A 26711-nucleotide genomic window follows, 5' to 3' on the forward strand; every position below is an offset into this window, starting at 1 on the left:
CCCTTGAGGCCGCCAAAAGCTTCGTGGGCAAGCTCCGCTCCCACACCTTGTATTCACCCATTGGCACCGATAACCCGGCCATCCCCCGGAGCCCACCATGGAACCACTCAGCCAGTTCCTCGCCGTTCTCGACTACAGCTATCGGGCGCTGTCGGTCCTGTTCCTGACCCAAGCGGCAAAAGTGGTCAGGCGGGTCACCGTGAAGCTCTATGTTCGCGGGACGCTGACCGCTATCGAAATGCGCTACCTGCTGGCGTTCTCCAGCACCATCAGTCGTGCTTCGGTGAGGTTGCTGCGCCCACCCAGAAAGTAAAAAACCAGTACGTGGAGAATCCTCATGTCTGGAACCGCTCTGTTGATCCACCTCGCTGGCGCCATAGCCCTGTTGCTATGGGGCACCCACATGATTTCAAGCGCCCTGCTGCGCGGCTTCGGCACCCAGCTGCGCAATGGCCTGGGCCGCAATCTCGATAAACGCTGGAAGGGCCTGCTTTGCGGCATCGGCATCACCAGCGTACTGCAAAGCAGCACCGCGGTGAGCCTGATGGCCACCTCGTTCACCGCCGCCGGCACCCTCAGCCTCGCCCCGGCGCTGGCGGTGATGCTCGGGGCCAATATCGGCTCGACCCTGGTCGTGCAACTGCTCAGCTTCGACACCTCGATCGCCGTCCCCCTGGTACTGCTGGCGGGCTTGGTGGTGTTCCGCCTGCGCGACGACTCGCGCTATGAAAGCGTTGGCTGCGCCCTCATCGGCCTGGGCCTGATGCTGCTGGCGTTGAGCCTGCTGAGTGCCGCACTCGGGCAACTGGAAAGCACACCGCTGTTCCATGTAATCATGCAAGGGCTCGACGGCGACCTGTTGATCGCCCTGCTGGTGGCGCTGCTGCTGACCTGGATGTGCCACTCCAGCGTCGCGGTGATCCTGTTGATCGCCTCCCTGGCCGGTACCGGGCTGATGTCGCCGGTCACCACCCTGGCCCTGGTGCTCGGGGTCAATCTCGGTGGCGCCCTGCCCTCGCTGATGAATGCCACGACCCCGGTTGCCCGGCGCCTGCCCCTGGGCAACCTGCTGGTGCGACTGTGCGGCGCGCTGCTGGTGCTGCCGTTTGCCACGGTACTCGGCAAGAGCCTGGCCGACACCGCCATCGCCCCCGCCCATCTGGTGGTCTACCTGCATATCGCCTTCAACCTGCTCCTGGGCCTGGGCTTTATCGGTCTGCTGGATTGGCTCGCCAACGGGCTGACACGCCTGCTGCCGACACCGGAGCAGGCCGCCGACCCGGGCATGCCGCAGTACCTCGACGAGGCCGGCCTGGAAGTGGCCAATATCGGCCTGTCGAACGCCGTGCGCGAAGCCCTGCGCATCGCCGACATGCTCGCGGTGATGCTCGACCGGGTGCTGCAACTGTTCCAGAAACCCGGCGAAGTGTCGGCCGAGGATATCCGCCAGCTCGACCAGTCCCTGGACCTGCTCAGCGCGGCGATCCGTGCCTACCTGGCGGATATCGGCCAGGACGGCCTGAGCGACGAGGATGCCGACCGCGCCCAGGAAATCCTCATGTTCGTGATCAACCTGGAGCACGCCGGCGACATCCTCTCCAGCAACCTCGCCCAGTTGGCGGCGCGCCGCCGACGCCGTGGCGAATGTTTCTCGGCGTTCGAACTGGGGCATATCTATCCGCTGCACGAGGAACTGCGCGAAAGCCTGAGCCTGGCGGTCACGGTGTTCCTGCGCGAAGACATCGTCACAGCGCACCGCCTGGTGGAGCGCAAGGAAGTGATTCGTCGCCTGGAAGCCGGCGCCAGCCGCGAACACTTTCGCAAACTCAGCGCCGACAAGAGCACCTGGGCCGAATCAGGGGATATTTTCCAGCGGGTGCTGCGCGATTACCGACGGGTACACCACCACATCGCGGCGCTGGCCTATCCGGTGCTCGAACGCGCGGGAGAACGTGTCCTCGAAGCCCGGCCCGCGGGCGCGAACGAGTCGACGCCAGGGCCGCTGCACAGCCTTGACCGCAACGACGCAACACTGACCGACAAGGATAACTACCCATGCGCGTCCTGATCTGCGCCGGGCGCTATTACCTGGACACCGCCATGTGCCGAAAGGTGCTGGAGGCCTATCACCGGTACCGCGCGATCAGCGTGCTGATCCACGGCGGCAACCAGTTCCTCGGCAGCGAAATCGAGGATTGGGCCCGGGAAAACGGCGCACACCTGGTGCGCTATCCCTCCAATTGGCAGCTCTTCGGCAAGCAGGCTGAACGCCGGCGCAACCAGTTCATGCTGATGGACAGCGATCCGGAGCTGGTCATTGCCTTTCCCGGCGGCAGCGACACCGAAGAACTGGTGGCCCAGGCCAAAGCCATGAATATCGAAATAAGGAGCATCAAGCATGACTGAAAAACCAACGGCTTCCACTTCCCTGCTTAAGCACCTACCCGCCGCCCAGCGTCGCGCCCTGCAGCGCTCGGTGGTCTTTGTCGGTGCCACCTTCGGCAGCTTCCTGCTGCTTTCGCTCTACTCCAAGGCCCATGCGGCCGGCGGCTCGTATGTCGTCGATGACGGCGGGGTCAACGCCCCCGGGCAGTGCAATGTCGACACCTGGTACAAAAGTGGCCGGCACCACGCCGCGAGCGGCGAAACCGTGCTGTCGGCGGACTGCGCGCCGAGCGGCCTGCCCTCCGTGCAACTGGGGGCCGACATCAACCGCAGCCGCGACGACGGCGAGCACACGACGATGCTCAGCCCGCACCTCAAGGCCTCGATTTTCACTCGCGAAGACCTGGGCCTCGAAGCCGCTGTCCTGGTCCAGGCCCATGTCGCCACGGCTCGCCGGCATGCCTTCGACGGCGCCGACCTCGCGCTGCCACTGACCTACACACCGTTCGAAGCCTTGCGCCTGACCGTCAGCGGCGGCTGGTACCATGCCCACAACGACGGCGCGCCCGGCGAGGGCCTGACCTGGGGCAGCGGTGTGGAATACGACGTACTGCAATCGCTGACCCTGGTGGCCGAGCGTTTCGGCCAACAAAATGGCGATCAGGGCTGGCAGGCCGGACCGCGCCTGCATATTGGCAAACACCTCGACATTGACCTGGTAGCCGGTCAACACCTGTCGGGCGACCGTGACCGCTGGCTCACCACCGGGGCGACTGTGCGCTTCTAAACGACCGCTGGCGAACCTGGTACGTGCACGCCAGGTTCATCCGCCTTACTGCCCGGGCACCTCATCCAGCAGCAGGACCTGGCGCTCGCTCAACAAATCGCCGATCGCAGCGGCCATCACCCGATAGTGCGCGGTGTTGCGGTGGTGTTCGATGGCGTCATGGTCGATCCAACGCTCGACGAAGACAAAACGCTCTGGATCGGCCTGATCGACATGCAGGACATACTCACGGCAGCCAGCTTCGGCGCGGGACGGGATCACGCAAGCCCTGAGATGGGGCTCCAGCTCCGCGGCCTTGCCCGGCTTGGCATGAAGAATGGCAACGACACGAATTTCATGGTTCATGGGATTTCCTGGAAAAGGGAGATGGAGTCGTCGGCGATCATGAGCCCTTGCACCGGCGCCTTCAAGTCAAGGACGTGCATTCGCCACAGGCGCGGCGTTGATTGGGGAGGGGTTTGCAGCGACGGACGAACAGCACAGCCCGGCTTTGCGCCGGGCCGTGTGTCTCAGGGTTTGAGCGGCAGTTCTTCGTCCAGCTCCGACAGGCTCTTGCCATCGTCGGGGTGTTTCCAGGTTTGCGGCGGCACCGGGTGATCGGTTTCGGTGTTCGGGCTCTCACTGAGCGGCTCTTGATCCTCATCCGGGATCGGCACCTTGCGCCAGGGCATGGCGTGGACGCGTTGATACGCAAACGCCGTGAACGGGGAAGCAGGTTGAGTATCCATACGCACCTCGCATCAGCAGCCCGGACCATCCGGGCTTTCTATTCCAGTGTAGGCAATGCCTGCCGCCCCCTCCACTTTGCGCGAGCGGGCTGCGATTACCTGGCGTCCAGCGCGTGTTTTGCCGCCTGTTCGATCAGCGCGGCCACTTCCTTGGGGTGGGACTCGTAGAGCGCATGGCTGACATCAAAGCAATATCATTGATATCGCCCCGTACGGGTCGGAAAAGTCGAATTTCCCGGACTATGCTCTGCGCAGCAGCAAATAGTGTGCACATTGAGCACACTGAGTGTTGGGGTGCGGTCTCAAGCCGAAGATTCCCGCCCAGCGTTGCTCAACAGCGGCGCGAGCCCCTTGTTACCCGCCCTTCAAGCGGCTGGGCATAGGCGGACACGGACGCGGCCCTACTTTTTTCATTAGCACGAGCGAATCGCCATGGATACTCCCCCAGCTTCATCCGGAGGCTGTCTTGCCTGTAAAGAAGGCACCGCTCTCGAATTCGACTTCAGCATGGCATTCCAGCCAATCGTCGATGCCCGCACACGGCAGGTATTTGCATACGAAGCTCTGGTCCGCGGACTCGACGGCAGTGGCGCCCAAAGTATTTTGAGCCGGGTTTCTGCAAGCAATCGTTATGCCTTCGATCAGGCATGCCGGGTAAAAGCTGTCGAATTGGCCGCTCGACTCGCCATACCTTGCTATCTCAGTATCAACTTCCTGCCCAATGCGGTGTACCAGCCGGCGGCCTGCATCCGTGCCACGCTGGAGGCGGCAAAACGCTTCAACTTCCCGACCAGCCGAATCATCTTCGAAGTCACCGAAAACGAGTACCTGGTCGATAAGCAGCATATCAAGCAAATTATGCTGGAATACAGGAAACAAGGCTTCAAGACCGCCATTGACGACTTTGGTGCAGGTTATTCCGGGCTCTGTTTTCTCGCCGAGTTTCAACCCGACATCATCAAGCTGGACATGGAGCTTATCCGGAATATCCAGGATGACCGGGTAAGACTGGTCATCGTCGAAAACATCCTGAATATGTGTCGATCTCTCGACATGCGGGTGATTGCCGAGGGCGTCGAAAGCGAAGGGGAGTATCTCCAGCTCCGCCGCCTGGGCGTCGAACTCTTCCAGGGCTACCTGTTCGCCCGCCCGCAGTTCGAAGCCCTGCCCTGCATCACATGGCCAACCGAACCGGCAGGCAACCGCCAGGATGCTTGAACAAGCCGCCGACCTGCTCCGCGCACGGCTAAAAACAATCTAAAAGCCCGTGCTAGCATGCTGCTTTTGCCCTGCGACAAGGGCTGACAGCGGAGAACAGAGATGGTTGAAGGTCAGCGATTCGCGGCGTTTCTATTCGATATGGATGGCACCCTGCTCAACTCCATCGCCAGCGCCGAGCGCGTCTGGGCCCGCTGGGCAGAGCGCCATGGCCTCGATGTGCAAGCCTTCCTGCAGACCATTCACGGTGTGCGCAGTATCGAGACCGTGCGCCGCCAGAACCTGCCGGGCGTCGATCCCGAGCATGAAGCGGCGGCAATCACCCAGGCCGAAATCGACGACGTCGAAGGGGTGATCGCCATCGAAGGGGCAAAAGCCTTTCTCGCCAGCCTGCCGCCGGAGCGCTGGGCGATTGTCACCTCGGCGCCACGGGCCCTGGCCGAACGCCGGATGGCCGCAGCCGGCCTGGATTTTCCGCCACTGGTGATCACCGCCGAAGACATCGCCCATGGCAAGCCGGCGCCCGACTGCTACCTGCTGGCGGCACAGCGCCTGGGCGTGCGGCCACAAGACTGCCTGGTGTTTGAAGATGCCCCGGCGGGCATTAGCGCTGGCGAAGCGGCGCAGGCCCGCGTGGTGGTGATCAGCGCCACCCACGCCTACCCGATGGAAACCCCGCACCGGGTACTGGCCGATTATCGGCAGGTGCTCATCGACATCAACGATCAGGGCCTGGCGCTGGTCCAGGCCTGACCGCAGCCGTCAGACGTAGCGGACGCCCAGCGAAGCCAGGGCCTTCCAGTAATCCGGGTAGGTCTTGGCCACGCAATCGGGGTCCTGGATGCGGATACCCGCAACTTTCAAGCCGGCCAGGGCGAAGCACATGGCAATGCGATGGTCGGAGTGGGTATCGATCAGGGCATCGCAGCGGGTGCCGGCCAGGGTCGGATCGGCGGCGACCAGCAGGTCGTCGCCTTCCACGCTCGCCAGCCCCGGACGGATGCCGTTGAGACCATCGAACAGCGCCTGGACCCGATCGCACTCCTTGACCCGCAGGTTCGCCAGCTCGACGAAGCGCACCGGGGTGGTATTGAACGCCGCCAGCACCGCCAGGGTCGGGATGGCGTCCTGCATCTGCGAGCCGTTGATCACCGCCGGCATGCGCGGGAACTGCTGGATCACTTCCAGCGCCTTGGCGTCCGGCTGGGTGAAGTCTTCACCGGCCACGCCCAGGTCGATATGGCCGTCGGTCAGGGCTTGCGCCGCCCACAGGTAGGTGGCGGCCGAGGCGTCCGGCTCGATCCGATAATCACAGGCACGGTAGCCGGTGGCGGCGACCCGCCAGAGGGTCTCGTCCAGCACCTCGACCTGGGCTCCGAAGGCCTGCATGCAGGCAATGGTCAGGTCGACGTAGCCACGGGCACCGATGTCCTTGCCGGTCAACGCCACTTCGATCGGCGCCTCGCCGCAGGCCGCCAGCATCAGCAGGGCCGACACGTACTGGCTGGACAGGCCGCCGTCGATCTCGAAACGCTTGGCCTGCACGCCGCCGCGACCGTTCACGATCACCGGCGGGCAACCGGTCTCGCTGGCGACGTCCAGGCCACCGCGCTGCAGGGCTTCGAGCAACGGACCGATCGGACGCTTGCGCATATAGTGGTCGCCATCCAGCACCACCCGGCCATTCACCGTGGTCACCGCCGCGGTCAGGAAGCGCACCGCGGTCCCGGCATTGCCGAGGAACAGCGCTTGTTCCGGCACTTGCAGCTTGCCGTTGCCGGTGACCACGAAGGTGGTCTCGTCCGGTTCGTCGATCTGCACGCCCATCTGCCGCAGGGCGGTGGACATATGGCGGGTGTCATCGCTTTTCAGTGCACCGGACAGGCAGCTGGTGCCCTTGGCCAGGGCGGCGAGCAACAAGGCCCGGTTAGTGATCGACTTCGAACCGGGCGGCGTCACCTTTCCGTTCAGGGATGCGTTCGGCGGGATCACGGTGAGGGTTTGCTGCACAGCCATTCATCAACTCTCCAGGCTCGAAAGATAAGCGCACAAGCTCGTGCACCTCGACAGTCCACCATGATGCCATTAATGCGCCCACTCGATCATCCGTTTCCGTCGTCGGCGGCAATGGCTTTCAGGTAGTTGTAAAGCGTCGCCCGGGAAATCTCGAAGTACTCCGTGAAATAATCGACGAAATTGCGGACATCCAGCAGCCCGCCGGCCTTGGCCCCGATCAGCGCCAGGCGGATTTCCCCACGGCCGAAATCGCTTCGGCGCACGCATTGGCGGACCGAGATCGCCTCGACGATATCGTTGAGTTTCTCCCGCCAGAATGCGTTGTTTACAGCCTTGATGTCCGTCAGGACCTCAAGTATCAATTCGCCAAGTTTTTTACGGAAAATTGATAGCGCCATTCACTAAAAAGACGCAGGCCTTATCGGGGCCTAATAACCCTCTACTTATACTGGAAGCGTACCCACCAAGATCGGTCACGCCGATTGAAAGTGCCCACTAACGCCACAGGTATCGAGGACTAACGTCATGTTACTCAGCGCACTCCTGTTTGCAGCGATCATCGGTTTCTATCTGTTGTGCGGGCTGGTCGTCTACTTTGCCGACAACGTCATCACGCCCTCGAAAGCCCCGGATATCAAGCCCGTCCTGCCGAACCGACACAGCCGCAACTGATTCTGGAAACGGCTCGCCGATAGAGTTCAAACAATCCAGCGGGAGTTCTTCGCCCGCCATCCCGCTCAAGCACCCCGAGAAGGAATGCCCGACATGGCCATTGATCTGTTACTGGCGCTGGTGGTCAGCGTAGTGATCTATCTGTTCTACGCCGTTATCAACCCGGAAAAGTTCTGACTGCCTGTTTCTGCTCAATCGCGCACGCCAGAAAAGTCCGCTGATTCAGGAGTTAATGCAATGTCACACCTCTGGCTACAAATCATCATTACCTTGATCGCCACACTGGCCCTGAGCCTGGTGGCGGGACGTTATCTGGCCAGGGTGGTGACTGATCAGAAAACCCTGCTCGACCGGCTGATCGATCCGCTGGACAACCTGCTCTACCGGCTGATCGGCAAACAGGCCTGCAGCCAGGCGATGAACTGGAAAAGCTACACCCTGCACATGCTGGCGACCAACCTGGTGATGGCCCTGCTCATCTACCTGGTGCTGATCTTCCAGAATGTCCTGCCGCTCAACCCGCAGCATTTCGCCGGCATGGAACCGATGCAGGCGTTCAACACCGCCATCAGCTTCATAACCAACACCAACTGGCAGAGTTATGGCGGCGAAAGCACCCTGTCCAACTTCAGCCAGATGGCGGCCATCACCTTTCCGATGTTCACCTCGGCGGCGACCGGTTTCGTGGTGGCGATTGCCTTTATCCGTGCCTTGCTGGTCACCGACGGCGGCGCCAATCTCGGCAACTTCTATCGCGACCTGATCCGCTTCACCACCCGGGTGCTGCTGCCGGTGGTGCTGGTGCTGAGCCTGTTCCTGATCTGGCAAGGCGTACCGCAGACCCTGGATGCCAGCGTGGTGACCGACACCCTCCAGGGTGGCCACCAGACCCTGACCCTGGGCCCGGTCGCGGCCCAGGAAGCGATTGAAAACCTCGGCACCAACGGCGGCGGTTTCTTCAACGTCAATGCCGCGCATCCGTTCCAGAACCCCAGCGCCCTGAGCAACTTCGTACTGATCCTGTTGATGGCCAGCCTGCCCGCCGCGCTGGTGGTGATGTTCGGTCATATGATCAAGAACCACCGCCAGAGCGCGGTGATCTACAGCGTCATGGCCTTGATGCTGGTGGGTTTCCTGTTGCTCTGCGTGATCCCCGAGCAGGCCGGTACACCATTGCTCAGCCAGTTGGGTATCGATGCCCATGCCAGCGCCCTGCAGGCCGGCGGCAATATGGAAGGCAAGGAAGTACGCTTCGGCATCGCCCAGAGCGGACTGTACGCCGCCTACACCACGGCGTTCACCACCGGCTCGATCAACTCGATGCACGACAGCTTCACCCCGCTGGGCGGTCTATCGACCCTGGTACAGATGATGCTGCAATGCGTCTTCGGCGGTAAGGGCGTGGGCTTCCTGAACTTCCTGATCTACGGCCTGATCGGGATCTTCGTCGCCGGCCTGATGGTCGGGCGCACCCCGGAATTCCTCGGCAAGAAGATCGAGAAACGCGAAATCATCCTGGTCTCGCTGGCCATGCTGATTCACCCGCTGGTGATCCTTGCGCCGTCGGCCTGGTCCATGGTCATGCCCTATGGCGTGGCCTCGCTGGGCAACGCCGGGGTGCATGGCTATTCGGAAGTGCTCTACGCCTTCAGCTCCGCCGCGGCCAACAACGGCTCGGCCTTTGGTGGTCTGAACGCCAATACACCCTGGTACAACATCGCCATTGCCTGCGTGATCATGATCGGTCGTTATCCCTCGATCATCTTCCTGATGGCGGTCGCCGGCTCGCTGGCCGCCAAGCCGACTCAACAACCCAACATAGGCACCCTGCGCACCGATACCCCGATGTTCGGCATCTGGTGGCTGGCGACGATCGTCATCGTCGGCGCACTGACCTTCCTGCCGGCGCTGGTCCTGGGACCGATCGCCGAGTTTTTCGCCATGAACAAGCACTTGCTGTTCTAAGGGTGAGGAGACTGAGATGAAAGTTGAAAAAGCATTGCCACTGGCCCCGCTGCCGACCCCGGTCGCGACCCGCAAGACGCCGCGCGCGGACAACCGGCAGGAGCGCCTGCGGCTGATCCTGGTCGAACCGCTGAAAAAGTTCGACCCACGGGTGCAGATCAAGAACCCGGTCATGTTCGTGGTCTGGATCGGCACCCTGGTGACCGCCGCGCTGACCCTCAACCCACAGCTGTTCGGGCCGTCGAATGCCACCTCGCTGTACAACGGCGTGGTGACCTTCATCCTGTTCATCACGGTGTGGTTCGCCAACCTCGCCGAAGCCATGGCCGAGGGCCGAGGCAAGGCCAAGGCCGCGTCGTTGCGCCAGACCACGACGCAGCTCAATGCCACGCGGCTGCTCGCCGACGGCCACCTGGAAGTGGTGTCCGCCGCTTCGCTGCGCAAGGATGACCTGGTCAAGGTCGACCGTGGCGAACTGATTCCCATGGACGGCGAAGTGGTGGAGGGCGCGGCCTATGTCGACGAGTCGATGATCACCGGCGAATCCGCGCCAGTGATCAAGGAGTCCGGCTCGGACGTCAACTCCACCGTCACCGGTGGTACCAAGGTGATCTCCGACTCACTGGTGATCCTGGTCACCGCCTCGCCCGGCAACACCTTTCTCGACCGCATGATCAGCCTGGTGGAAGGCGCCAAACGGCAGAAGACCCCGAACGAGATCGCCCTCACGGTGCTGCTCTCGGTGCTGACCCTGATCTTCGTCATCGTGGTCAGCGCCATCGCCCCGGTGGCGAGCTACCTCAATGCGCAGATCAACGTCGCCGACCTGGTGGCCCTGATCGTCGCACTGATCCCCACCACCATCGGCGCCCTGCTCTCGGCCATCGGCATTGCCGGCATCGACCGCACGCTGCGCTTCAATATGCTGGCGATGTCCGGCAAGGCGGTGGAAGCCGCCGGTGACGTCAACACCCTGCTGCTGGACAAGACCGGGACCATCACCATCGGCAACCGCCAGGCCACCGAACTGCTGCCGGTCAAGGGGGTCACCCGCCAGGAGTTGCAACAGGCGGCCTACCTCGCCTCGCTGTTCGACAGCACCCCGGAAGGCAAGTCCACCACCGCCTATGCCAAGAGCCTGGGCATCCAGGACGAAAGCCGGCTGGAAGACGCCGTGGGCATGGACTTCTCGGCGCAAACCCGCATGAGCGGTTCCGATCTGGCCGACGGTCGCGTGGTGCGCAAGGGCGCGGTGGACTCACTGGTGAGCTACGTCAGGGAGAGCTACGCCAGCGAGATTCCCGCCGACCTCGAACGCCTAGCCCTCGGCGTCAGCCAGCAAGGCGCGACGCCCCTGGCGGTGGCTATCGACGGGCGGATCCTGGGCATCATCAACCTGTCCGACGTGCTCAAGCCAGGGATCCGCGAGCGGGCCGCGCAACTGCGCGCCATGGGCATCCGCACGGTGATGGTCACCGGCGACAACCCGACCACCGCCAGCGTGATCGCCGCCCAGGCCGGGCTCGACGATTTCGTCGCCCAGGCCACCCCCGAGGACAAGCTCAAGCTGATCCGTAGCGAGCAGGCGGCCGGGCACCTGGTGGCGATGACCGGCGACGGCACCAACGACGCCCCGGCCCTGGCCCAGGCGGATGTCGGCCTGGCCATGTACACCGGGACCATGCCGGCCAAGGAGGCAGCGAATATCATCGACCTGGACTCCGACCCGACCAAGTTGCTGGACCTGGTCACCATCGGCAAGCGCATGCTGATCACCCGCGGGGCGCTGACGACCTTTTCCATCGCCAACGACGTGGCCAAGTACTTCGCCATCCTGCCGGCGCTGTTCATGGTTGCCCTGCCGGGCCTGGCGGCGTTGAACCTGATGCACCTGGCCACACCGCAAAGCGCGATCCTCTCGGCGCTGATCTTCAACGCGCTGATCATTCCGGCGCTGATTCCCCTGGCCCTGCGCGGCGTCAACTTCATGCCCAAAAGCGCGGAAACCATGTTCTACCGCAACTTGCTGGTCTACGGCGTCGGCGGGCTGATCGCGCCCTTTATCGGCATCAAACTGATCGACCTGTGCCTGGCCCCGTTCCTGTAGGAGGATCTGCTCATGATCAAGTTCTTGTCACCGGCCCTGCGTGTCACCGCCGTCACCTTCGTGCTCTGCGGCCTGGCCTACCCCTTTGCCGTCACCGGGATCGGACAACTGCTGTTTCCCGCCCAGGCCAACGGCAGCCTGGTGAAAACCCCCGGGGGCCAGGTCATAGGTTCAGCGCTGATCGGCCAGCAATGGGATGCGCCGCAGTGGTTCCACGGGCGGCCATCGGCCACCACCGACACCGATCCCAAGGATCCGCTGAAAACCGTGCCGTCGCCCTATAACGCCGCCAGTTCCTCGGGTTCCAACCTCGGGCCGACCAGCCAGGCCCTGGGCGATCGGCTCAGCGCCGACCGGCATGCCCTGGAACAGGCCCAGCCGGAACTGGCCGGCCAGATCCTGCCCGCCGATATGCTGACCACCTCGGCCTCCGGCCTGGACCCGGACATCAGCCCGGCGAATGCCGCCTTGCAGGCCACCCGCGTGGCGCAACAACGCGGCGCACCACTGGATAATGTGCTGGCGCTGGTCCAGGCTAATACCCAGGCCCCGGCGCTGGGGGTGTTCGGCGAATCGCGGGTCAACGTGCTGGCCCTGAACCAGGCTCTGCAACGGGACTATCCGGCGCATCAATAAGGCGGGACAATAGGCGGGACTTACTCTGCGACAGCGACAATTGACATGAACGTACAGGTTTCACGAAGCGTCCCGCCCCTGTTCTGCCTGCTGATGCTGGCGATCGGTTGTTCAATGATTGCCGGCTGTTCGGGGAGGCGCTCGCAAACCCCGGTGGAGGGTTACGCCTGCTACGCCAAGGCAGTCCCGACACAGGGAAATGGCGGATTGGCCTGGGGACCTAGCGTCAAAACCGCCAGCGTCAAAGCGATGGATAACTGCCAGCGCTACGCCGCTGAATCGGGCGGAACGCCGGCAACCTGCAAGGTCACCCTGACCGGCTGCCGATAAGCATCACTGCCCCACCCTACAAGGAGCCTGCTTGCGGGCGATGGCGTCCCTGAAGTCGATACAAGACTGGCAGGGCTCATCGCCAGCAGGCTGGCTCCTGCCGGTTTTTCGGCATTTTCAAGATCCCATACAGAGACAGGACTCACAAACTTACAGAGGGGGCTTGCACAGCCAATATTATGGTATACCATCATACCATCTGATCAACGTGCACCCAGGAGCCCCCTTATGAGTTTCGAAATCCGCAAGATCGTCAGCTACTCCGAACAGACCCTGATCGAAGGCGGCAAGGCCGCGGACAAACCGGTGACCATGATCGGTCTCGCCGTGGTGATGAAAAACCCCTGGCTGGGCCGGGGTTTCGTCGAGGACCTGAAACCGGAAATCCGCGCCAACTGCTCCGACCTCGGCGCCATGATGGTCGAGCGCCTGGTGACGGCCATTGGCGGCGCCGAGCGCATCGAAGCCTACGGCAAGGCCGCGGTGGTCGGCGCCGACGGTGAAATCGAACACGCCTCGGCGGTGATCCACACCCTGCGCTTCGGCAACCACTACCGCGAAGCGGTCCAGGCCAAGAGCTACCTGAGCTTCACTAACAAGCGCGGCGGTCCCGGCACCTCGATCCAGATCCCGATGATGCACAAGGACGACGAAGGCCTGCGCTCGCACTACATCACCCTGGAAATGCGCATCGAAGACGCTCCGCGCGCCGACGAAATCGTCGTCGTCCTGGGTTGCGCCGACGGAGGCCGCCTGCACCCGCGCATCGGCAACCGTTATATCGACCTGGAAGAACTGGCCGCCGAGAAAGCCCGGTAATCAATAAAAAAGGCAGGAGCGCTCCATGATTCGGCTCACCGCTGAACGCACCCCGGCAGGCACCAGTTACCTGGCGACCGGCCAAGGCCAGCCTGTGGTCTTGATCCACGGCGTGGGCCTGAATAAAGAAATGTGGGGCGGCCAGATCGTCGGCCTGGCCACGACGTACCGCGTAATCACCTACGACATGCTCGGTCATGGCGCCAGTCCGCGCCCGGCCAGCGGCACCCCGCTGCTCGGTTATGCCGACCAGTTGCTGGAGTTGCTCGACCACCTGCAATTGCCCCAGGCAAGCGTGATCGGCTTTTCCATGGGCGGGCTGGTGGCGCGGGCGTTTGCCTTGCACTACCCGCAACGTCTGCAGGCCCTGGTGGTGCTCAACAGCGTGTTCAATCGCAGCGCCGAACAGCGTGCCGGCGTTATCGCCCGCACCGCCCAGGCCGCCGAGCACGGACCGGACGCCAACGCCGAAGCCGCGCTGTCGCGCTGGTTCAGCCGCGAATACCAGGCGGCCAATCCCGCGCAAATCGCCGCCCTGCGCCAGACTTTGGCGGACAATGACCCACAAGGTTACCTGACCACCTATGAGCTGTTCGCCACCCAGGACATGTACCGTGCCGAGGATCTGGGCGGCATTCAGGTGCCGACCTTGATTGCCACGGGTGAGCTGGACCCGGGTTCGACCCCGGAAATGGCCCGCCAATTGGCCGAACGCATTCCCGGCGCCACGGTTGCCGTGCTCCCCGAGCAACGGCATATGATGCCCGTGGAGTCGCCGCGCCTGGTCAACCAGGTGCTGCTGGACTTTCTCGCCAGCGCCCAAGCCCGACCCAACCAGATAAAGGGGATCGTTGCATGACACTCGCCCGCTTCCAGATGTGCATCGACGGTGAATGGGTCGATGCCCTGTCCGGCAAGACCTTCGACAGCCTCGATCCGGCCCTCGCCGAACCCTGGGCGCAGTTGCCCGACGCCGACGAAGCCGATGTCGAGCGCGCGGTGCAGGCCGCGCAAAGGGCTTTCGACAACCCGGCCTGGCGTGGCTTGAGCGCTACCGCCCGGGGCAAGCTGCTGCGTCGCCTCGGCGATCTGATCGCGGCAAACAAGGAACGCCTGGCCCAGCTGGAAAGCCGCGACAACGGCAAGCTGATCCGCGAAACCCGCGGCCAGGTCAGCTACCTGCCGGAATTCTTCCATTACACCGCGGGCCTGGCCGACAAACTCGAAGGTGGCACGCTGCCGCTGGACAAGCCGGACCTGTTCGCCTACACCGTGCACGAACCGATGGGCGTGGTCGCCGGGATCATCCCCTGGAACAGCCCGCTCTACCTGACTGCGATCAAGCTGGCCCCGGCCCTCGCGGCGGGCAACACCATCGTGCTCAAGCCCTCCGAACACGCCTCGGCCACTGTCCTGGAGCTGGCGCGCCTGGCCCTGGAGGCCGGGATTCCACCGGGCGTGGTCAATGTCATCACCGGTTACGGCGCGAGCACCGGTGCCGCCCTGACCCGCCACCCGCTGGTACGCAAGATCGCCTTCACCGGCGGCGCCGCTACCGCCCGCCATGTGGTGCGCAGCAGCGCCGAGAACTTCGCCAAGCTGTCCCTGGAACTGGGCGGCAAGTCGCCGAACATCATCTTTGCCGACGCCGACCTGGACAGCGCGATCAATGGCGCCATCGCCGGGATCTACGCGGCATCCGGACAGAGTTGCGTCTCAGGTTCACGGCTGCTGGTGCAGGACGAGATCTATGACGAGTTCGTCGAGCGGCTGGTGGCTCGCGCCCGGCGCATTCGCATCGGCAACCCGCAGGACGACACCAGCGAGATGGGCCCCATGGCCACCGCGCAGCAGTTGGCCGTGGTCGAAGGCCTGGTGGCCGACGCCCTGGCCGAGGGCGCACAACTACGCCTGGGCGGCAAGCGCCCGCCGAACCTGGGCAAAGGCTGGTTCTACGAGCCGACCCTGTTCGAATGCGACCGCAACTCGATGAAGATCATGCAGGAAGAAGTCTTCGGTCCGGTGGCCTCGGTGATCCGCTTCAAGGATGAGGCCGAGGCCCTGGCCATCGCCAACGACTCACAGTTCGGCCTCGCCGCCGGCATCTGGACCCGCGACCTGGGCCGCGCCCATCGCCTGGCCCGGGACATCCGCTCCGGGATCATCTGGGTCAACACCTACCGTGCGGTCTCGGCCATGGCCCCGATCGGCGGTTTCAAGAACAGCGGCTACGGTCGCGAGAGCGGCATCGATTCGGTGCTGGCCTACACCGAACTGAAAACGGTGTGGATCAACCTCTCGTCGGCACCGATGCCCGACCCCTTCGTGATGCGCTAGGAGACAGACGAAATGATCGAACCCGGTATCTACAAAGAAGTCATGGGCTCCTTCCCGTCGGGCGTCACGGTGGTCACCACCCTGGACGCCGAGGGTGGCATAGTCGGCATCACCGCCAGTGCCTTCAGCGCCTTGTCCATCGACCCGGCGCTGGTGCTGTTCTGCCCCAACTACGCCTCGGACACCTACCCGATCCTGCGCGACAGCAAGCAGTTCGCGATCCACCTGCTGTCCGCCGAGCAGACCGCCGAAGCCTACGCCTTCGCCGGTAAAGGCAAGGACAAGGCCAAGGGCATCGCCTGGCACCTCAGCGCCCTGGGCAACCCGCTGCTGGACAAGGCCACGGCGATCATCGAGTGTGAGCTGTGGCGCGAATACGACGGCGGCGATCACGCCATCATCGTCGGCGCGGTGAAGAACCTGATCCTGCCCGAGCAAGCGGTCACGCCGATGGTCTACCACAAGGGCAAGCTCGGCCCGTTGCCGGCGCTGGCCTGAGGTTTTGCCATGGTCCGAGCCGACGCGCAGGAGCGCCGCATGATAAGCTTGCCGATGATTTCGGCCCTCGATCGGCCCCACGAACTTTTAGAGCGGATCCCATGAAACGCCTGCCACTCGACGACAGCTTCAAGGTCAATCGCAACCCCGTTACCCTGCGCGAAATCGTGCTGGACAAGCTGCGAAGCGCCATCATGAACTTCCAACTCATGCCGGGGGACCGCCTGGTCGAGCGCGACCTCTGCGAACGCCTCGGCGTCAGCCGCACTTCCGTGCGCGAAGCCTTGCGGCACCTGGAGTCCGAAGGCCTGGTGGCGTTCGCCGACGCCAAGGGCCCGAGCGTTGCCATCATCACCCTGGACGACGCGGTCGATATCTACGAACTGCGCTGTGTGCTGGAAGGCCTGATCGTCCAGCTGTTCACCCTGCGGGCCAAGGCCAAGGACATCAAGGCCCTGGAAAAGGCCCTGGAGGTCAATCGCAAGACCCTCAAGGACGGCGAGCTGCAACAGGTGATCGACTCGGTGCAAGGCTTCTACGACGTCCTGCTCGAGGGCTCGGGCAACCGTGCCGCGGCCACCCAGCTACGCCAGTTGCAGGCGCGGATCAGCTACCTGCGGGCCACCTCGGTGTCCCAGGAAAACCGGCGCGGCGCCAGCAATCAGGAAATGGAGCGCATCGTCGAGGCGATCAAGAGCGGCGACCCGCTGGCCGCCCACCAAGCCTCGGTCGACCATGTGCGCGCGGCGGCCAAGGTGGCGCTGGAGTATCTCAAGCGCAAGCAGGACGAGACCGGCCCGGCCCCCGAGATCACCGCCCCCATCGCTCTCAAAGAACCGCGCATGGGGCGCTGAGATGTCCAGCCCACGCTTCTGCCCACAGTGCGGCGCTGCCGACCTCAGCCGGCAAGTGCCGCCGGGCGACACCCATGAACGCCTGATGTGCGCGGGCTGCGGCTACATTCACTACGTCAATCCGAAAATCATCGCCGGTTGCATCATCGAGCGTGATGGCAAATACCTGCTGTGCCAACGGGCGATCCCGCCACGGCCCGGCACCTGGACCCTGCCGGCGGGCTTCATGGAAGCGGGCGAGACCACCGAGCAGGCGGCCCTGCGCGAAGTCTGGGAAGAGAGCGGCGTGCGCGCTGAAATCCTCTCGCCCTACTCGATCTTCAGCGTGCCGAAAATCAGCGAGGTGTACATCATCTTCCGCGCCGTCGCGCTGGAGATCACCGGCCAGTTCGGACCGGAAACCCTCGACTACCAATTCTTCGCGCCCGAGAACATCCCCTGGGACTGCATCTACTACCCGGCGATCCGGCAGATCCTCGAACGCTACATCGAGGAACGCCAGGCCGGGGTCTACGGCATCTACATCGGCAACGACGACAGCGGCAAGATTCACTTTATCCGCTGAGCGCCCTCAGGGCGCCATGCCCTCGACAATGATCACTTCAGCACGGGCCGCGCCTTCGCGGTGCCCGCGCGCCGCCTGATATTCCGCCGAACGATAGCAGGCCAGCGCCTGGTCGTAGGAATCGAACTCGATCACCACATTGCGCTGTGGCGTTTCCCGGCCCTCCAGCGCCTCGGCGCGCCCGCCCCGTGCCAGCATTCGTCCGCCGTAGCGGGCAAAGACCGCCGGAGCGCGACTGCTGTACTCGGTGTATTGCTCGGGGTTCGTGACATCTACATGGGCAATCCAGTAAGCCTTCATCGATGACCTCATTGCTGGTTGATTTTGTATTATGGTATACCATAAATCACACTTTCATACAGAGCGAGCGCCGCCATGGCCTTTGACCGTATCCAGGACATCATCGACGACTACCGCCAGGGCAAGATGGTCCTGCTGGTGGACGACGAAGATCGCGAAAACGAAGGCGACCTGCTGATCGCCGCCGACTGCTGCAACGCCCAGACTATCAGCTTCATGGCCCGCGAGGCTCGCGGGCTGATCTGCCTGACCCTGACCGACGAGCATTGCCGGCGCCTGGGCCTGGAACAGATGGTGCCGAGCAACGGCAGCGCCTTCAGCACCGCCTTCACCGTGTCCATCGAGGCGGCCCACGGCGTGACCACCGGCATTTCCGCCGCCGACCGCGCCCGCACCATCGAAGCCGCGGTGGCCGCCGATGCCCGCGCCGAAGACCTGGTCCAACCCGGGCATATCTTCCCCCTGCGCGCCCGCGAAGGTGGCGTGCTCACCCGCGCCGGGCACACCGAGGCCGGCTGCGACCTGGCGCGCCTGGCCGGCTTGACCCCGGCCTCGGTGATCGTCGAGGTGATGAACGATGACGGCAGCATGGCCCGGCGCCCTGACCTGGAAGTGTTTGCACGCAAACATGGCATCCGCATCGGCACCATCGCCGACCTGATCCACTATCGTCTGAGCACCGAGCACACGGTGCTGCGGATCGGCGAACGGGAACTGCCGACCGTGCACGGCACCTTCCGCCTGATCACCTTCGAGGACCGCATTGAAGGCGGCGTGCACATGGCCATGGTGATGGGCGATATCCAGCGCGAGATACCGACGCTGGTCCGGGTCCACGTTATCGATCCACTGCGCGACCTGGTCGGCGCCGAGTACCACGGGCCGAGCAACTGGACGCTCTGGGCCGCGCTGCAACGGGTCGCCGAGGAAGGCCGCGGCGTCGTCGTGGTGCTGGCCAACCATGAGTCGTCGCAGGCCCTGCTCGAGCGTGTACCGCAACTGACCCGGCCACCGCGCCAGTACAGCCGTTCGCAATCGCGGATCTATTCGGAGATCGGCACCGGGGCACAGATACTGCAGGACATCGGCGTCGGCAAACTGCGCCACTTGGGCCCGCCACTCAAATATGCCGGGCTGACCGGCTACGATCTGCAGGTGGTGGAAAGCCTCCCCTTCCCGCAACCCTGATTCACCCACAAAAAAAGCGCCAAGGCCGGATCACCGGTAAGGCAAAGTGCTTGCAGAAAGTTTGGAATACCATAATATGATATTCCGTAGACCGGAGATATTTGCCAAGTGCCCCCGACAGGGAAAGCACAACAAAATGCCCTTGGCACGGTCGCCTTTAAAGGCTCAGATGGACCTACTGCTCCCGATAGGCGGGCATCAACAACCCGCTCAAAAACACAACAAATGAGGGCGTGAAAATGGTGTTGAACAAAGGTGCAACCGCGGCAGTGCTCGCGGGTTTCCTGGCAATCGGCAGTTCCTTCGCCATCGCCGCCGACAGCGTCAACTTCGTCAGTTGGGGCGGCAGTACCCAGGACGCGCAGAAACAGGCCTGGGCCGATCCGTTCAGCAAGGCCAGCGGCATCACTGTGGTCCAGGACGGACCCACCGACTACGGCAAGCTCAAGGCCATGGTCGAAAGCGGTAACGTGCAGTGGGACGTGGTCGACGTCGAAGCCGACTTCGCCTTGCGCGCCGCCGCCGAAGGCCTGCTCGAACCGCTGGACTTCAGCCAGATCCAGCGCGACAAGATCGACCCGCGTTTCGTCTCCGACCATGGCGTCGGTTCGTTCTACTTCTCCTTCGTGCTCGGCTACAACGAAGGCAAGCTGGGCGCCGGCAAGCCGCAGGACTGGAGCGCCCTGTTCGACACCAAGACCTACCCCGGCAAACGCGCCCTCTACAAATGGCCGAGCCCCGGCGTACTGGAACTGGCCCTGCTGGCCGACGGCGTGCCGTCCGACAAGCTCTACCCGCTGGACCTGGATCGCGCCTTCAAGAAACTCGACACCATCAAGAAAGACATCGTCTGGTGGGGCGGCGGCGCGCAATCCCAACAGTTGCTGGCCTCCGGCGAAGCCAGCCTCGGCCAGTTCTGGAACGGCCGGATCTACGCCTTGCAGCAGGACGGCGCACCGGTCGGTGTGAGCTGGAAACAGAACCTGGTCATGGCCGACATCCTGGTCGTACCCAAAGGCACGAAAAACAAGGCAGCGGCCATGAAGTTCCTGGCCAACGCCAGCAGCGCCAAGGGCCAGGCCGACTTCTCCAACCTGACCGCCTATGCCCCGGTCAACGTCGACAGCGTCGCGCGCCTGGACTCGGTACTGGCACCGAACCTGCCGACTGCCTACGCTAAGGATCAGATCACCCTCGACTTCGCATACTGGGCCAAGAACGGTCCGGCCATTGCGACACGGTGGAACGAATGGCTGGTCAAATGAAAATGGCGGCCACGCTTTCCCCTGACACCCGTCCGACCGGGAGCGCCCCAGGCGCTGCCGGCCAGGCCAGCAGCAAGGCGGCGGTCATGCAGCAGTCCTCCACGTATGCGCAGCGCTGGCGGGGGGCGGGTAACCTGTTACCCGCCCTGCTGTTCCTCGGCCTGTTTTTCCTCGCGCCGCTGATCGGCCTGTTGCTGCGCGGGGTGCTGGAGCCCACGCCGGGGCTGGAAAACTATCAGCAACTGTTCGCCAACTCGGCCTATGCGCGTGTCCTGCTCAACACCTTTTCGGTGGCCGGGCTGGTCACCCTGTTCAGCCTGCTGCTGGGCTTTCCCCTGGCCTGGGCGATTACCCTGGTACCGCGTGGCTGGGGCCGCTGGCTGCTGAGCATCGTGCTGCTGTCGATGTGGACCAGCCTGCTGGCCCGGACCTATTCGTGGCTGGTGCTGCTACAGGCCTCCGGAGTGATCAACAAGGCATTGATGGCCATGGGCATCATCGACCAGCCGCTGGAGATGGTGCACAACCTGACCGGCGTGGTGATCGGCATGAGCTACATCATGATCCCGTTCATCGTCCTGCCGTTGCAGGCAACCATGCAGGCCATCGACCCGATGATCCTGCAGGCCGGGGCCATCTGCGGCGCCAGTCCGTGGCGCAACTTCCTGCGGGTGTTCCTGCCGCTGTGCCGGCCGGGACTGTTTTCCGGCGGGCTGATGGTCTTCGTCATGTCCCTCGGTTACTACGTCACCCCGGCCCTGCTCGGCGGTGCGCAGAACATGATGTTGCCGGAGTTCATCATTCAACAGGTGCAGTCGTTCCTCAACTGGGGCCTGGCCAGCGCCGGTGCCGCCCTGCTGGTCCTGATCACCCTGGTGTTGTTCTACTTCTACCTGAAGCTCCAGCCGGAATCCCCGGTCGGCGCCAGTAACGCGAGGTAAGCCAGCATGCTCCTGACCCCGAATGCCATGAGCCGGCGCCTGCGCCTGGGCCTCTACCTCACCACCGGGCTGATCGCCCTGTTCCTGCTGCTGCCGATCGTGTTCATCGTCCTGCTGTCGTTCGGCTCCTCCCAGTGGCTGGTGTTTCCGCCGCCGGGCTGGACGCTGAAGTGGTACGCCCAGTTCTTTTCCAACCCGGACTGGATGAACGCCGCCCTGGCCAGTTTGAAAGTGGCGATCCTGACCACCTTCTGCGCGGTCGCCCTCGGCCTGCCGACCGCCTTCGCCCTGGTCCGCGGGCGCTTCCCCGGCCGGGAACTGCTCTACGGCCTGTTCACCCTGCCGATGATCGTGCCGCTGGTGATCATCGCGGTGGCGGTGTACGCGCTGTTTCTCAAGCTGGGCTACACCGGAACGCTGTTCGCCTTCGTGGTCAGCCACGTGATCGTCGCACTGCCCTTCACCATTATCTCGATCATCAACTCACTGAAGCTGTTCGACCAGTCGATCGAGGATGCCGCGGTGATCTGCGGGGCTTCGCGCCTGCAGGCGGTGTTCAAGGTGACCTTCCCGGCGATTCGCCCTGGCATGGTCGCCGGCGCGCTGTTCGCCTTCCTGGTGTCGTGGGATGAAGTGGTGCTGAGCGTGATGATGGCCAGCCCGACCCTGCAAACCTTGCCGGTAAAAATGTGGACCACCCTGCGCCAGGACCTGACCCCGGTGATCGCCGTCGCCTCGACGCTGCTGATCGCCCTGTCGGTACTGGTGATGGTGCTCGCCGCCGCCCTGCGCCGGCGCAATGAACTGCGCCCCTGAGCGCCCTGGAGTAGAACATGAGTGCCGTGATCAAAGACCCCGCGCAGTCCAGCGACCGCCCCCTGGTCAGCCTGCGCAACCTGAACAAGCACTACGGCGACTTCGCCGCCGTGGACAATATTTCCCTGGATATCCAGGAGGGTGAATTCCTCACCTTCCTCGGCTCCAGCGGCTCGGGCAAAAGCACCACCCTGTCGATGCTGGCCGGTTTCGAGACACCCAGCAGCGGCGAGATCCTGGTGGGCGGACAGTCCCTGGTCAAAGTGCCGCCGCACAAACGCGATATCGGCATGGTGTTCCAGCGTTACTCGCTGTTCCCGCACCTGTCGGTGCGCGACAACATCGCCTTCCCACTGACCCTGCGCAAGCTCGGCAGCGCCGAGCGCGAGCGCCGGGTCGAGGCCATGCTCAAGCTGGTGCAGCTGGAAACCTTTGCCCATCGCCGCCCTTCGCAGCTCTCCGGCGGCCAGCAACAGCGCGTGGCGATTGCCCGGGCGCTGGTCTACGAACCGCGCATCCTGCTGATGGACGAACCCCTCGGCGCCCTGGACAAGAAACTGCGCGAAGACCTGCAGGACGAACTGCGCCAACTGCATCGCCGGCTGGGTATCACCATCGTCTACGTGACCCATGACCAGGAGGAAGCCATGCGCCTGTCCCAGCGCATCGCCATCTTCAGCCACGGCAAGATCGTCGGCCTGGGCAGCGGCTACGACCTCTACCAGAACCCGCCGAACGCCTTTGTCGCCTCGTTCCTCGGCAACTCGAACTTCCTCAAGCTCAAGGCCCGCGGCAATGCCGTGGCGGATTTCGAGGGCCAGGCCCTGGCGATCCGACCGACATCCGGGATCGGTGACGAGCAGCCGCTGTTGCTGATGGTGCGTCCGGAGAAAGCCCTGGCACTGAGCCTCGAACAGGCCGCGGCCGAACCCTTGCCGGCGGGCTGGAACGAGGTGCCGGCGAAGGTCGCTGAAATGCTCTTCCTGGGCGAAAGCCAGACCTGCAGCGTGGTCACCGACGGCGGCACGGCGATGACGGTCAAGGCGCTGTCGGCCACCGGCATGCCACTCAAGGCCGGTGATCGGCTGCGCGTGCGCTGGGCCAGTGCCGATGCCTGCGTCTATACCCAATGGAGCGAAGGCGATTTGAATAAAGCTGCCGGCGCCCATTGAATAAAACCCGGGCCAGGGGTGTTATATCCGGGTAGCCAGGCATTATCGGCCGTGCAACCCGGAGATCCGAATGAACATCCTGTTATCTGCGACCGCGCTGGCCAGTGCCCTCCTCTGCACCTCGACACTGGCGGCGCCGCCGGACTGGCGCCTGGCCAAGGACGAAGACGGTATCCAGGTCTACCTGAGCCACGTCCCGGGCTCGCGCTACCAGAGCTTTCGCGGCGAGACGCGGATCAACGCCGATGTCGGCACCCTGAGCAACCTGCAGGAAAACCTGCGGGTCGCCTGCAAATGGCTGTATGCCTGTGCCGATATGCGCCTGCTGAAAAATGACGGCGACGACACCTGGGTCTATCTGACCACCGCGTTACCGTGGCCGGCGCAGACCCGTGACATGGTGATCCATGTACACAGCGAGCGCGCCGACGACGGTAGCCTGACCCGCCATTTGGAGGCGGTGCCCGGCTTCGTACCGAGCGTGCCGGGACAGATCCGCGTCAGGCAGATGAAAGGCACCTGGACCATGCGTCCGGAAAGCGACACGCAGACCCGCGTGACCTATGAGCTGCAAGCCGAGCCGGCCGGCGATATCCCGTCCTGGCTGGCCAATCAGTTCGTGGTCGACGCGCCGATGGTCAGCCTCAAGACCTTGCGCGTGGTGGCCGAGCACCAGGGTCTGCGCAGCGCCGAAACGGCGCCCTAGTCAGGCCTGGAGCCGTACCTTGAAGTCCTCGATCCAGGCCCGGACCATGGCGGAGTAAGGTGCTTCGGGCCGGGCCATGCGTTTCATTTGCCCAAGGATCTGGTCCTGGAGGAAGTACAGGCGCCTGGCGGCATCGACCACCTTCGGGGGCAATGCCGTGGGATCAAGCAACAACTCATCCGCCATGGCCCCCACTTCCAGCGCAAGCATTTCCAGGAATTCCAGCTGGCGCAGCAGCCGCGTGCGCTCCTGCACCAGGCCCAGTCGGTTCAGGCCGTAGACATGAATCGAAACGCTGCCCTTGAGGCTCAAGCCGGCCGCCAGTGCTTCCTCGAGGTTGCCCTCCCGGGCGGTGCCGGCCGCCGCCCCCGGCGGCAAGTCAGTACCCGTGTGCGGCCGGGGCAGCACCAGGCCGATCAGGTTGCTCCGGTCGATATGAAACTTCAGGTGTTCGTCCGGGTTGTCGCGACATGGGTCGAGCAGCAGCGGGTACTCGTCGGCAAAGCCCTGCGCGGCGGACATGGCCCGCTGGCCGAGGATCGGGAAGCTGTCTTTCTTGCCGGAAAGCAGCAGGCCGCCCTGATTGAAACCCTGGCGGTCGTCCCGCAGCGTCAGCAGCTTGGCTGACAGCCTGGGGGTGACCTGCTTGCGCTTGCGGTTGCAGTCGATGCAACTGGGCAACAGGTTGTCCCAGTCCATGGCCAGCCACCAGTAACCGGGATGGCTGGCGTCCTCGGATACCGCGCCCTTGGGCCGGTAGTGCTCGACATCTACCGGCGCGGTCGAGGCGAAGAAGCTCTCGCAATAGGCACATTTGCCGTGGAACAGGGCGTCGAGCTGCTGCTTGACGCTGTCAGCCTTGTACACCGCAAAAGCCGGCGGGCTGCCGTCGGGTGCGGCGAACCAGGCCGTGAGCTTCTGCAGCTCCTTGGCGGCGGGCGAGTCGGCTCCGGACAGGGCCTCCGGTGCCTTGGCAGTGCTGCGGGTCACGGCGCGCATATTCAGATCCCCCCCAGGACAGCGAGGATTCTTTTTTTGGACTCCTGGCGCAGTTCAACGAGCTTGAGCGCGCTGGCCTGGCGACGGTTCTGCAGGTACTCCACCACCGCTTCCTGCACCAGCCGTTGGACTTCGGTAGCCCCCACCGGCAGGGCATCGCTGATATCCCGTTGGAAGCGACTCCAGGCGTGGTCCTGCGCCTCGCTCAGAGGCTGGCCCTGCTCGCGGGCGGCGAGCAGATCGGCGAACATTGCCAGCTCGCGCTCGGTGTCCGGCTGGTCGGTGGAGGTGAGGCTGAAAAAGTCCGAGGTCAGCAGTTGCTCGATGGTCAGCTGGCTGACGTTGGGCAGGCGGACTACCTGCTCCACCATCACCGGCCAATCGCTGTCGGGATTGTCCTCGCTGGCAACCCGCTGCATGACGATCACCTCGCCCTCGCGCATGCCGCGCAGGCACAGCGGATCGTGGGTGGTGGCGATAAAGGTCACGTTCGGCAAGGCGCTGCGCAGCGCGCCCATGATCTGGATTTTCCAGCGTGGGTGCAGATGGGCCTCGACTTCGTCGATCAGGACCACCGCCTGGGCGCTTTCCAGGCTTTCGAAGTGGGGATTGATGCGCCGGCTCATCAGGCCCTGGATGATGTCGCAGACCATCGCCAGTACCGAGCGATAGCCTGAGGACGCCAGGCTCAGCGGGGTCCGGCACAGGGTCCGGCTACCGGCAGCCGCCGTGACGATCAGGCAGCGCTGGTTGGCAAAGTCGCGCTCCATGACCTCGAACTCGCCTTCGATCGAGAGGATATCCCGCAGGGCGCGCACCACGCTGTCGAACTCGACCTGCTTGAGGCCCAGCAGCCATTTTTCCGGGTTGGACAGCAGCGCCGTGGCGTCGAAAAGGTTGATGATCGATTTGCCCGGGCTGTAGCGCCGTACCTGCTTCTGGTATTGGCGGAAGGCGCCGTAGGCAAAGACCGGCGGCGCGATGGCCGTGCCCGCGGGCCGGTAGCCCGCGCCGGCGATGGTCAGCTCTCGTTGGCTGGCATCCTCGAAGGTCACGGTCACCGTCGCCGAGGCGCATCGCGGCACCAGCCCCGCGCCCAACAGCTCGGGATCGAGGGGCAACGATGCCACATCGACCGGTAATTGTGCGCGGGCTTGCTCGGTACAGAGCGCCAGGGCCGTGGCTTCGAGGATGGAGCTTTTGCCGGCAGCGTTTTCACCCAGGATCAGCAGGGCCGGTTGAGTGGGCTTCGGGCTCGAAGCCGGGGCCTCCTGCGCGGCAGGCATGAGCAATTCGAGTTCCTCGATGCCCTTGAAATTATTCAAGCGAATCGATACCAGCGGGGAATAGCTGGACGCCCGCCCCGGATCACGGGAGATAACTTTCCACAGCTGTTGTTCCAAGCGG

General features: G+C 63.8%; 31 protein-coding genes. 24 read left to right on the forward strand and 7 right to left on the reverse strand.

The genetic code is table 11. The features are described 5' to 3' along the window. The first annotated feature begins 97 nt into the window (after positions 1–97). Genes M5B96_RS08915 through M5B96_RS08930 form a run of 4 tightly spaced genes read left to right on the forward strand, consistent with a single transcriptional unit; the run spans position 98 to position 3172 of the window. Positions 98–313, forward strand: a complete 216-nt coding sequence (locus M5B96_RS08915) for a hypothetical protein (RefSeq protein WP_248796316.1) — start codon at positions 98–100, stop codon at positions 311–313. Positions 314–337: 24 nt separating this feature from the next. Further along, the gene (locus M5B96_RS08920) at positions 338–2068 is read left to right on the forward strand and encodes a Na/Pi cotransporter family protein (RefSeq protein WP_248796317.1); all 1731 of its coding nucleotides are present in this window, start codon (positions 338–340) and stop codon (positions 2066–2068) included. Continuing rightward, complete coding sequence (locus M5B96_RS08925) at positions 2056–2406, forward strand: DUF2493 domain-containing protein (RefSeq protein ID WP_248796318.1); 351 nt, start codon at positions 2056–2058, stop codon at positions 2404–2406. The genes M5B96_RS08920 and M5B96_RS08925 overlap by 13 nt, the downstream gene beginning before the upstream one ends. After that, the gene (locus tag M5B96_RS08930) at positions 2399–3172 is read left to right on the forward strand and encodes a hypothetical protein (RefSeq protein ID WP_248796319.1); all 774 of its coding nucleotides are present in this window, start codon (positions 2399–2401) and stop codon (positions 3170–3172) included. Before M5B96_RS08925 ends, M5B96_RS08930 begins: the two co-directional genes overlap by 8 nt. A gap of 45 nt (positions 3173–3217) precedes the next feature. Here M5B96_RS08930 and M5B96_RS08935 read toward each other — a convergent pair whose 3' ends face one another. Then, entirely contained in the window at positions 3218–3517 is a 300-nt protein-coding gene (locus M5B96_RS08935; protein ID WP_191487553.1) for a putative quinol monooxygenase, read from the reverse strand. Positions 3518–3681: 164 nt separating this feature from the next. Next, positions 3682–3900, reverse strand: coding sequence for a hypothetical protein (locus M5B96_RS08940; protein ID WP_191487888.1), 219 nt, complete (start codon positions 3898–3900; stop codon positions 3682–3684). A gap of 432 nt (positions 3901–4332) precedes the next feature. Between M5B96_RS08940 and M5B96_RS08945 the strand changes: the two genes are divergently transcribed. Both M5B96_RS08945 and M5B96_RS08950 read left to right on the forward strand, forming a co-directional pair. Next, the gene (locus tag M5B96_RS08945; RefSeq protein ID WP_248796320.1) at positions 4333–5118 is read left to right on the forward strand and encodes an EAL domain-containing protein; all 786 of its coding nucleotides are present in this window, start codon (positions 4333–4335) and stop codon (positions 5116–5118) included. Positions 5119–5220: 102 nt separating this feature from the next. Continuing rightward, positions 5221–5871, forward strand: a complete 651-nt coding sequence (locus M5B96_RS08950; RefSeq protein ID WP_248796321.1) for an HAD family hydrolase — start codon at positions 5221–5223, stop codon at positions 5869–5871. 9 nt (positions 5872–5880) lie between these two features. Here M5B96_RS08950 and aroA read toward each other — a convergent pair whose 3' ends face one another. Both aroA and M5B96_RS08960 read right to left on the reverse strand, forming a co-directional pair. Next, positions 5881–7134 (reverse strand): 3-phosphoshikimate 1-carboxyvinyltransferase, encoded by a 1254-nt coding sequence (gene aroA, locus M5B96_RS08955; protein WP_248796322.1) that lies wholly within the window; start codon positions 7132–7134, stop codon positions 5881–5883. 86 nt (positions 7135–7220) lie between these two features. Continuing rightward, positions 7221–7532, reverse strand: coding sequence for a hypothetical protein (locus tag M5B96_RS08960; RefSeq protein WP_248796323.1), 312 nt, complete (start codon positions 7530–7532; stop codon positions 7221–7223). A gap of 127 nt (positions 7533–7659) precedes the next feature. On the opposite strand from M5B96_RS08960, the gene M5B96_RS08965 reads away from it, so the two are divergent. The 12 genes from M5B96_RS08965 to M5B96_RS09020 all read left to right on the forward strand — a co-directional run bounded on the left by M5B96_RS08965 (position 7660) and on the right by M5B96_RS09020 (position 17917). Next, on the forward strand, positions 7660–7806 hold the full coding sequence (locus M5B96_RS08965) for a hypothetical protein (RefSeq protein WP_164886179.1): 147 nt from the start codon (positions 7660–7662) through the stop codon (positions 7804–7806). A gap of 84 nt (positions 7807–7890) precedes the next feature. Next, the gene (locus M5B96_RS08970; RefSeq protein ID WP_248796324.1) at positions 7891–7983 is read left to right on the forward strand and encodes a potassium-transporting ATPase subunit F; all 93 of its coding nucleotides are present in this window, start codon (positions 7891–7893) and stop codon (positions 7981–7983) included. A 60-nt stretch (positions 7984–8043) separates the two neighbouring features. Then, positions 8044–9771 (forward strand): potassium-transporting ATPase subunit KdpA, encoded by a 1728-nt coding sequence (kdpA, locus tag M5B96_RS08975; RefSeq protein ID WP_248796325.1) that lies wholly within the window; start codon positions 8044–8046, stop codon positions 9769–9771. A 16-nt stretch (positions 9772–9787) separates the two neighbouring features. Beyond that, on the forward strand, positions 9788–11878 hold the full coding sequence (gene kdpB, locus M5B96_RS08980) for a potassium-transporting ATPase subunit KdpB (protein ID WP_248796326.1): 2091 nt from the start codon (positions 9788–9790) through the stop codon (positions 11876–11878). Positions 11879–11890: 12 nt separating this feature from the next. Next, a complete protein-coding gene (gene kdpC, locus M5B96_RS08985) occupies positions 11891–12514 on the forward strand; it encodes a potassium-transporting ATPase subunit KdpC (RefSeq protein WP_248796327.1) in 624 nt (207 codons plus the stop codon). A gap of 45 nt (positions 12515–12559) precedes the next feature. Further along, entirely contained in the window at positions 12560–12844 is a 285-nt protein-coding gene (locus M5B96_RS08990; RefSeq protein WP_248796328.1) for a hypothetical protein, read from the forward strand. A 228-nt stretch (positions 12845–13072) separates the two neighbouring features. Then, on the forward strand, positions 13073–13663 hold the full coding sequence (locus tag M5B96_RS08995) for an amino acid synthesis family protein (protein ID WP_248796329.1): 591 nt from the start codon (positions 13073–13075) through the stop codon (positions 13661–13663). A gap of 25 nt (positions 13664–13688) precedes the next feature. Beyond that, a complete protein-coding gene (locus M5B96_RS09000) occupies positions 13689–14522 on the forward strand; it encodes an alpha/beta fold hydrolase (RefSeq protein ID WP_248796330.1) in 834 nt (277 codons plus the stop codon). Beyond that, the gene (locus tag M5B96_RS09005; protein ID WP_248796331.1) at positions 14519–16000 is read left to right on the forward strand and encodes an aldehyde dehydrogenase; all 1482 of its coding nucleotides are present in this window, start codon (positions 14519–14521) and stop codon (positions 15998–16000) included. Before M5B96_RS09000 ends, M5B96_RS09005 begins: the two co-directional genes overlap by 4 nt. 12 nt (positions 16001–16012) lie before the next feature. Further along, a complete protein-coding gene (locus M5B96_RS09010; protein ID WP_248796332.1) occupies positions 16013–16498 on the forward strand; it encodes a flavin reductase family protein in 486 nt (161 codons plus the stop codon). A 101-nt stretch (positions 16499–16599) separates the two neighbouring features. Continuing rightward, positions 16600–17352, forward strand: coding sequence for a GntR family transcriptional regulator (locus M5B96_RS09015; protein ID WP_100943754.1), 753 nt, complete (start codon positions 16600–16602; stop codon positions 17350–17352). 1 nt (position 17353) lies between these two features. Further along, positions 17354–17917 carry an NUDIX hydrolase gene (locus tag M5B96_RS09020; protein WP_248796333.1) on the forward strand — a complete coding sequence of 188 codons (564 nt, stop codon included), beginning with the start codon at positions 17354–17356 and terminating at the stop codon, positions 17915–17917. Between the two features lie 6 nt (positions 17918–17923). Here the strand turns inward: M5B96_RS09020 and M5B96_RS09025 are convergent, their stop codons facing one another. Continuing rightward, positions 17924–18217 (reverse strand): DUF1330 domain-containing protein, encoded by a 294-nt coding sequence (locus M5B96_RS09025; RefSeq protein ID WP_248796334.1) that lies wholly within the window; start codon positions 18215–18217, stop codon positions 17924–17926. A 75-nt stretch (positions 18218–18292) separates the two neighbouring features. Between M5B96_RS09025 and ribBA the strand changes: the two genes are divergently transcribed. The 6 genes from ribBA (at position 18293) to M5B96_RS09055 (ending at position 24305) form a co-directional block, all read left to right on the forward strand. Further along, complete coding sequence (gene ribBA, locus M5B96_RS09030) at positions 18293–19405, forward strand: bifunctional 3,4-dihydroxy-2-butanone-4-phosphate synthase/GTP cyclohydrolase II (protein WP_248796335.1); 1113 nt, start codon at positions 18293–18295, stop codon at positions 19403–19405. 239 nt (positions 19406–19644) lie between these two features. Further along, entirely contained in the window at positions 19645–20670 is a 1026-nt protein-coding gene (locus M5B96_RS09035) for an ABC transporter substrate-binding protein (RefSeq protein ID WP_248796336.1), read from the forward strand. Beyond that, entirely contained in the window at positions 20667–21611 is a 945-nt protein-coding gene (locus tag M5B96_RS09040; protein WP_248796497.1) for an ABC transporter permease, read from the forward strand. The genes M5B96_RS09035 and M5B96_RS09040 overlap by 4 nt, the downstream gene beginning before the upstream one ends. A 6-nt stretch (positions 21612–21617) precedes the next feature. Continuing rightward, entirely contained in the window at positions 21618–22427 is an 810-nt protein-coding gene (locus M5B96_RS09045) for an ABC transporter permease (RefSeq protein WP_248796337.1), read from the forward strand. Positions 22428–22444: 17 nt separating this feature from the next. After that, positions 22445–23599 carry an ABC transporter ATP-binding protein gene (locus M5B96_RS09050; protein WP_248796338.1) on the forward strand — a complete coding sequence of 385 codons (1155 nt, stop codon included), beginning with the start codon at positions 22445–22447 and terminating at the stop codon, positions 23597–23599. 70 nt (positions 23600–23669) lie between these two features. Next, positions 23670–24305 carry an START domain-containing protein gene (locus tag M5B96_RS09055; RefSeq protein WP_248796339.1) on the forward strand — a complete coding sequence of 212 codons (636 nt, stop codon included), beginning with the start codon at positions 23670–23672 and terminating at the stop codon, positions 24303–24305. Here the strand turns inward: M5B96_RS09055 and M5B96_RS09060 are convergent, their stop codons facing one another. Next, positions 24306–25304: an endonuclease gene (locus M5B96_RS09060; protein WP_248796340.1), complete on the reverse strand. Its 999-nt coding sequence runs from the start codon at positions 25302–25304 to the stop codon at positions 24306–24308. A gap of 2 nt (positions 25305–25306) precedes the next feature. After that, entirely contained in the window at positions 25307–26707 is a 1401-nt protein-coding gene (locus M5B96_RS09065) for an AAA family ATPase (RefSeq protein WP_248796341.1), read from the reverse strand. Positions 26708–26711: the final 4 nt, after the last annotated feature.

Source organism: Pseudomonas sp. MWU13-2105 (assembly GCF_023242315.1).
GTDB lineage: Bacteria > Pseudomonadota > Gammaproteobacteria > Pseudomonadales > Pseudomonadaceae > Aquipseudomonas.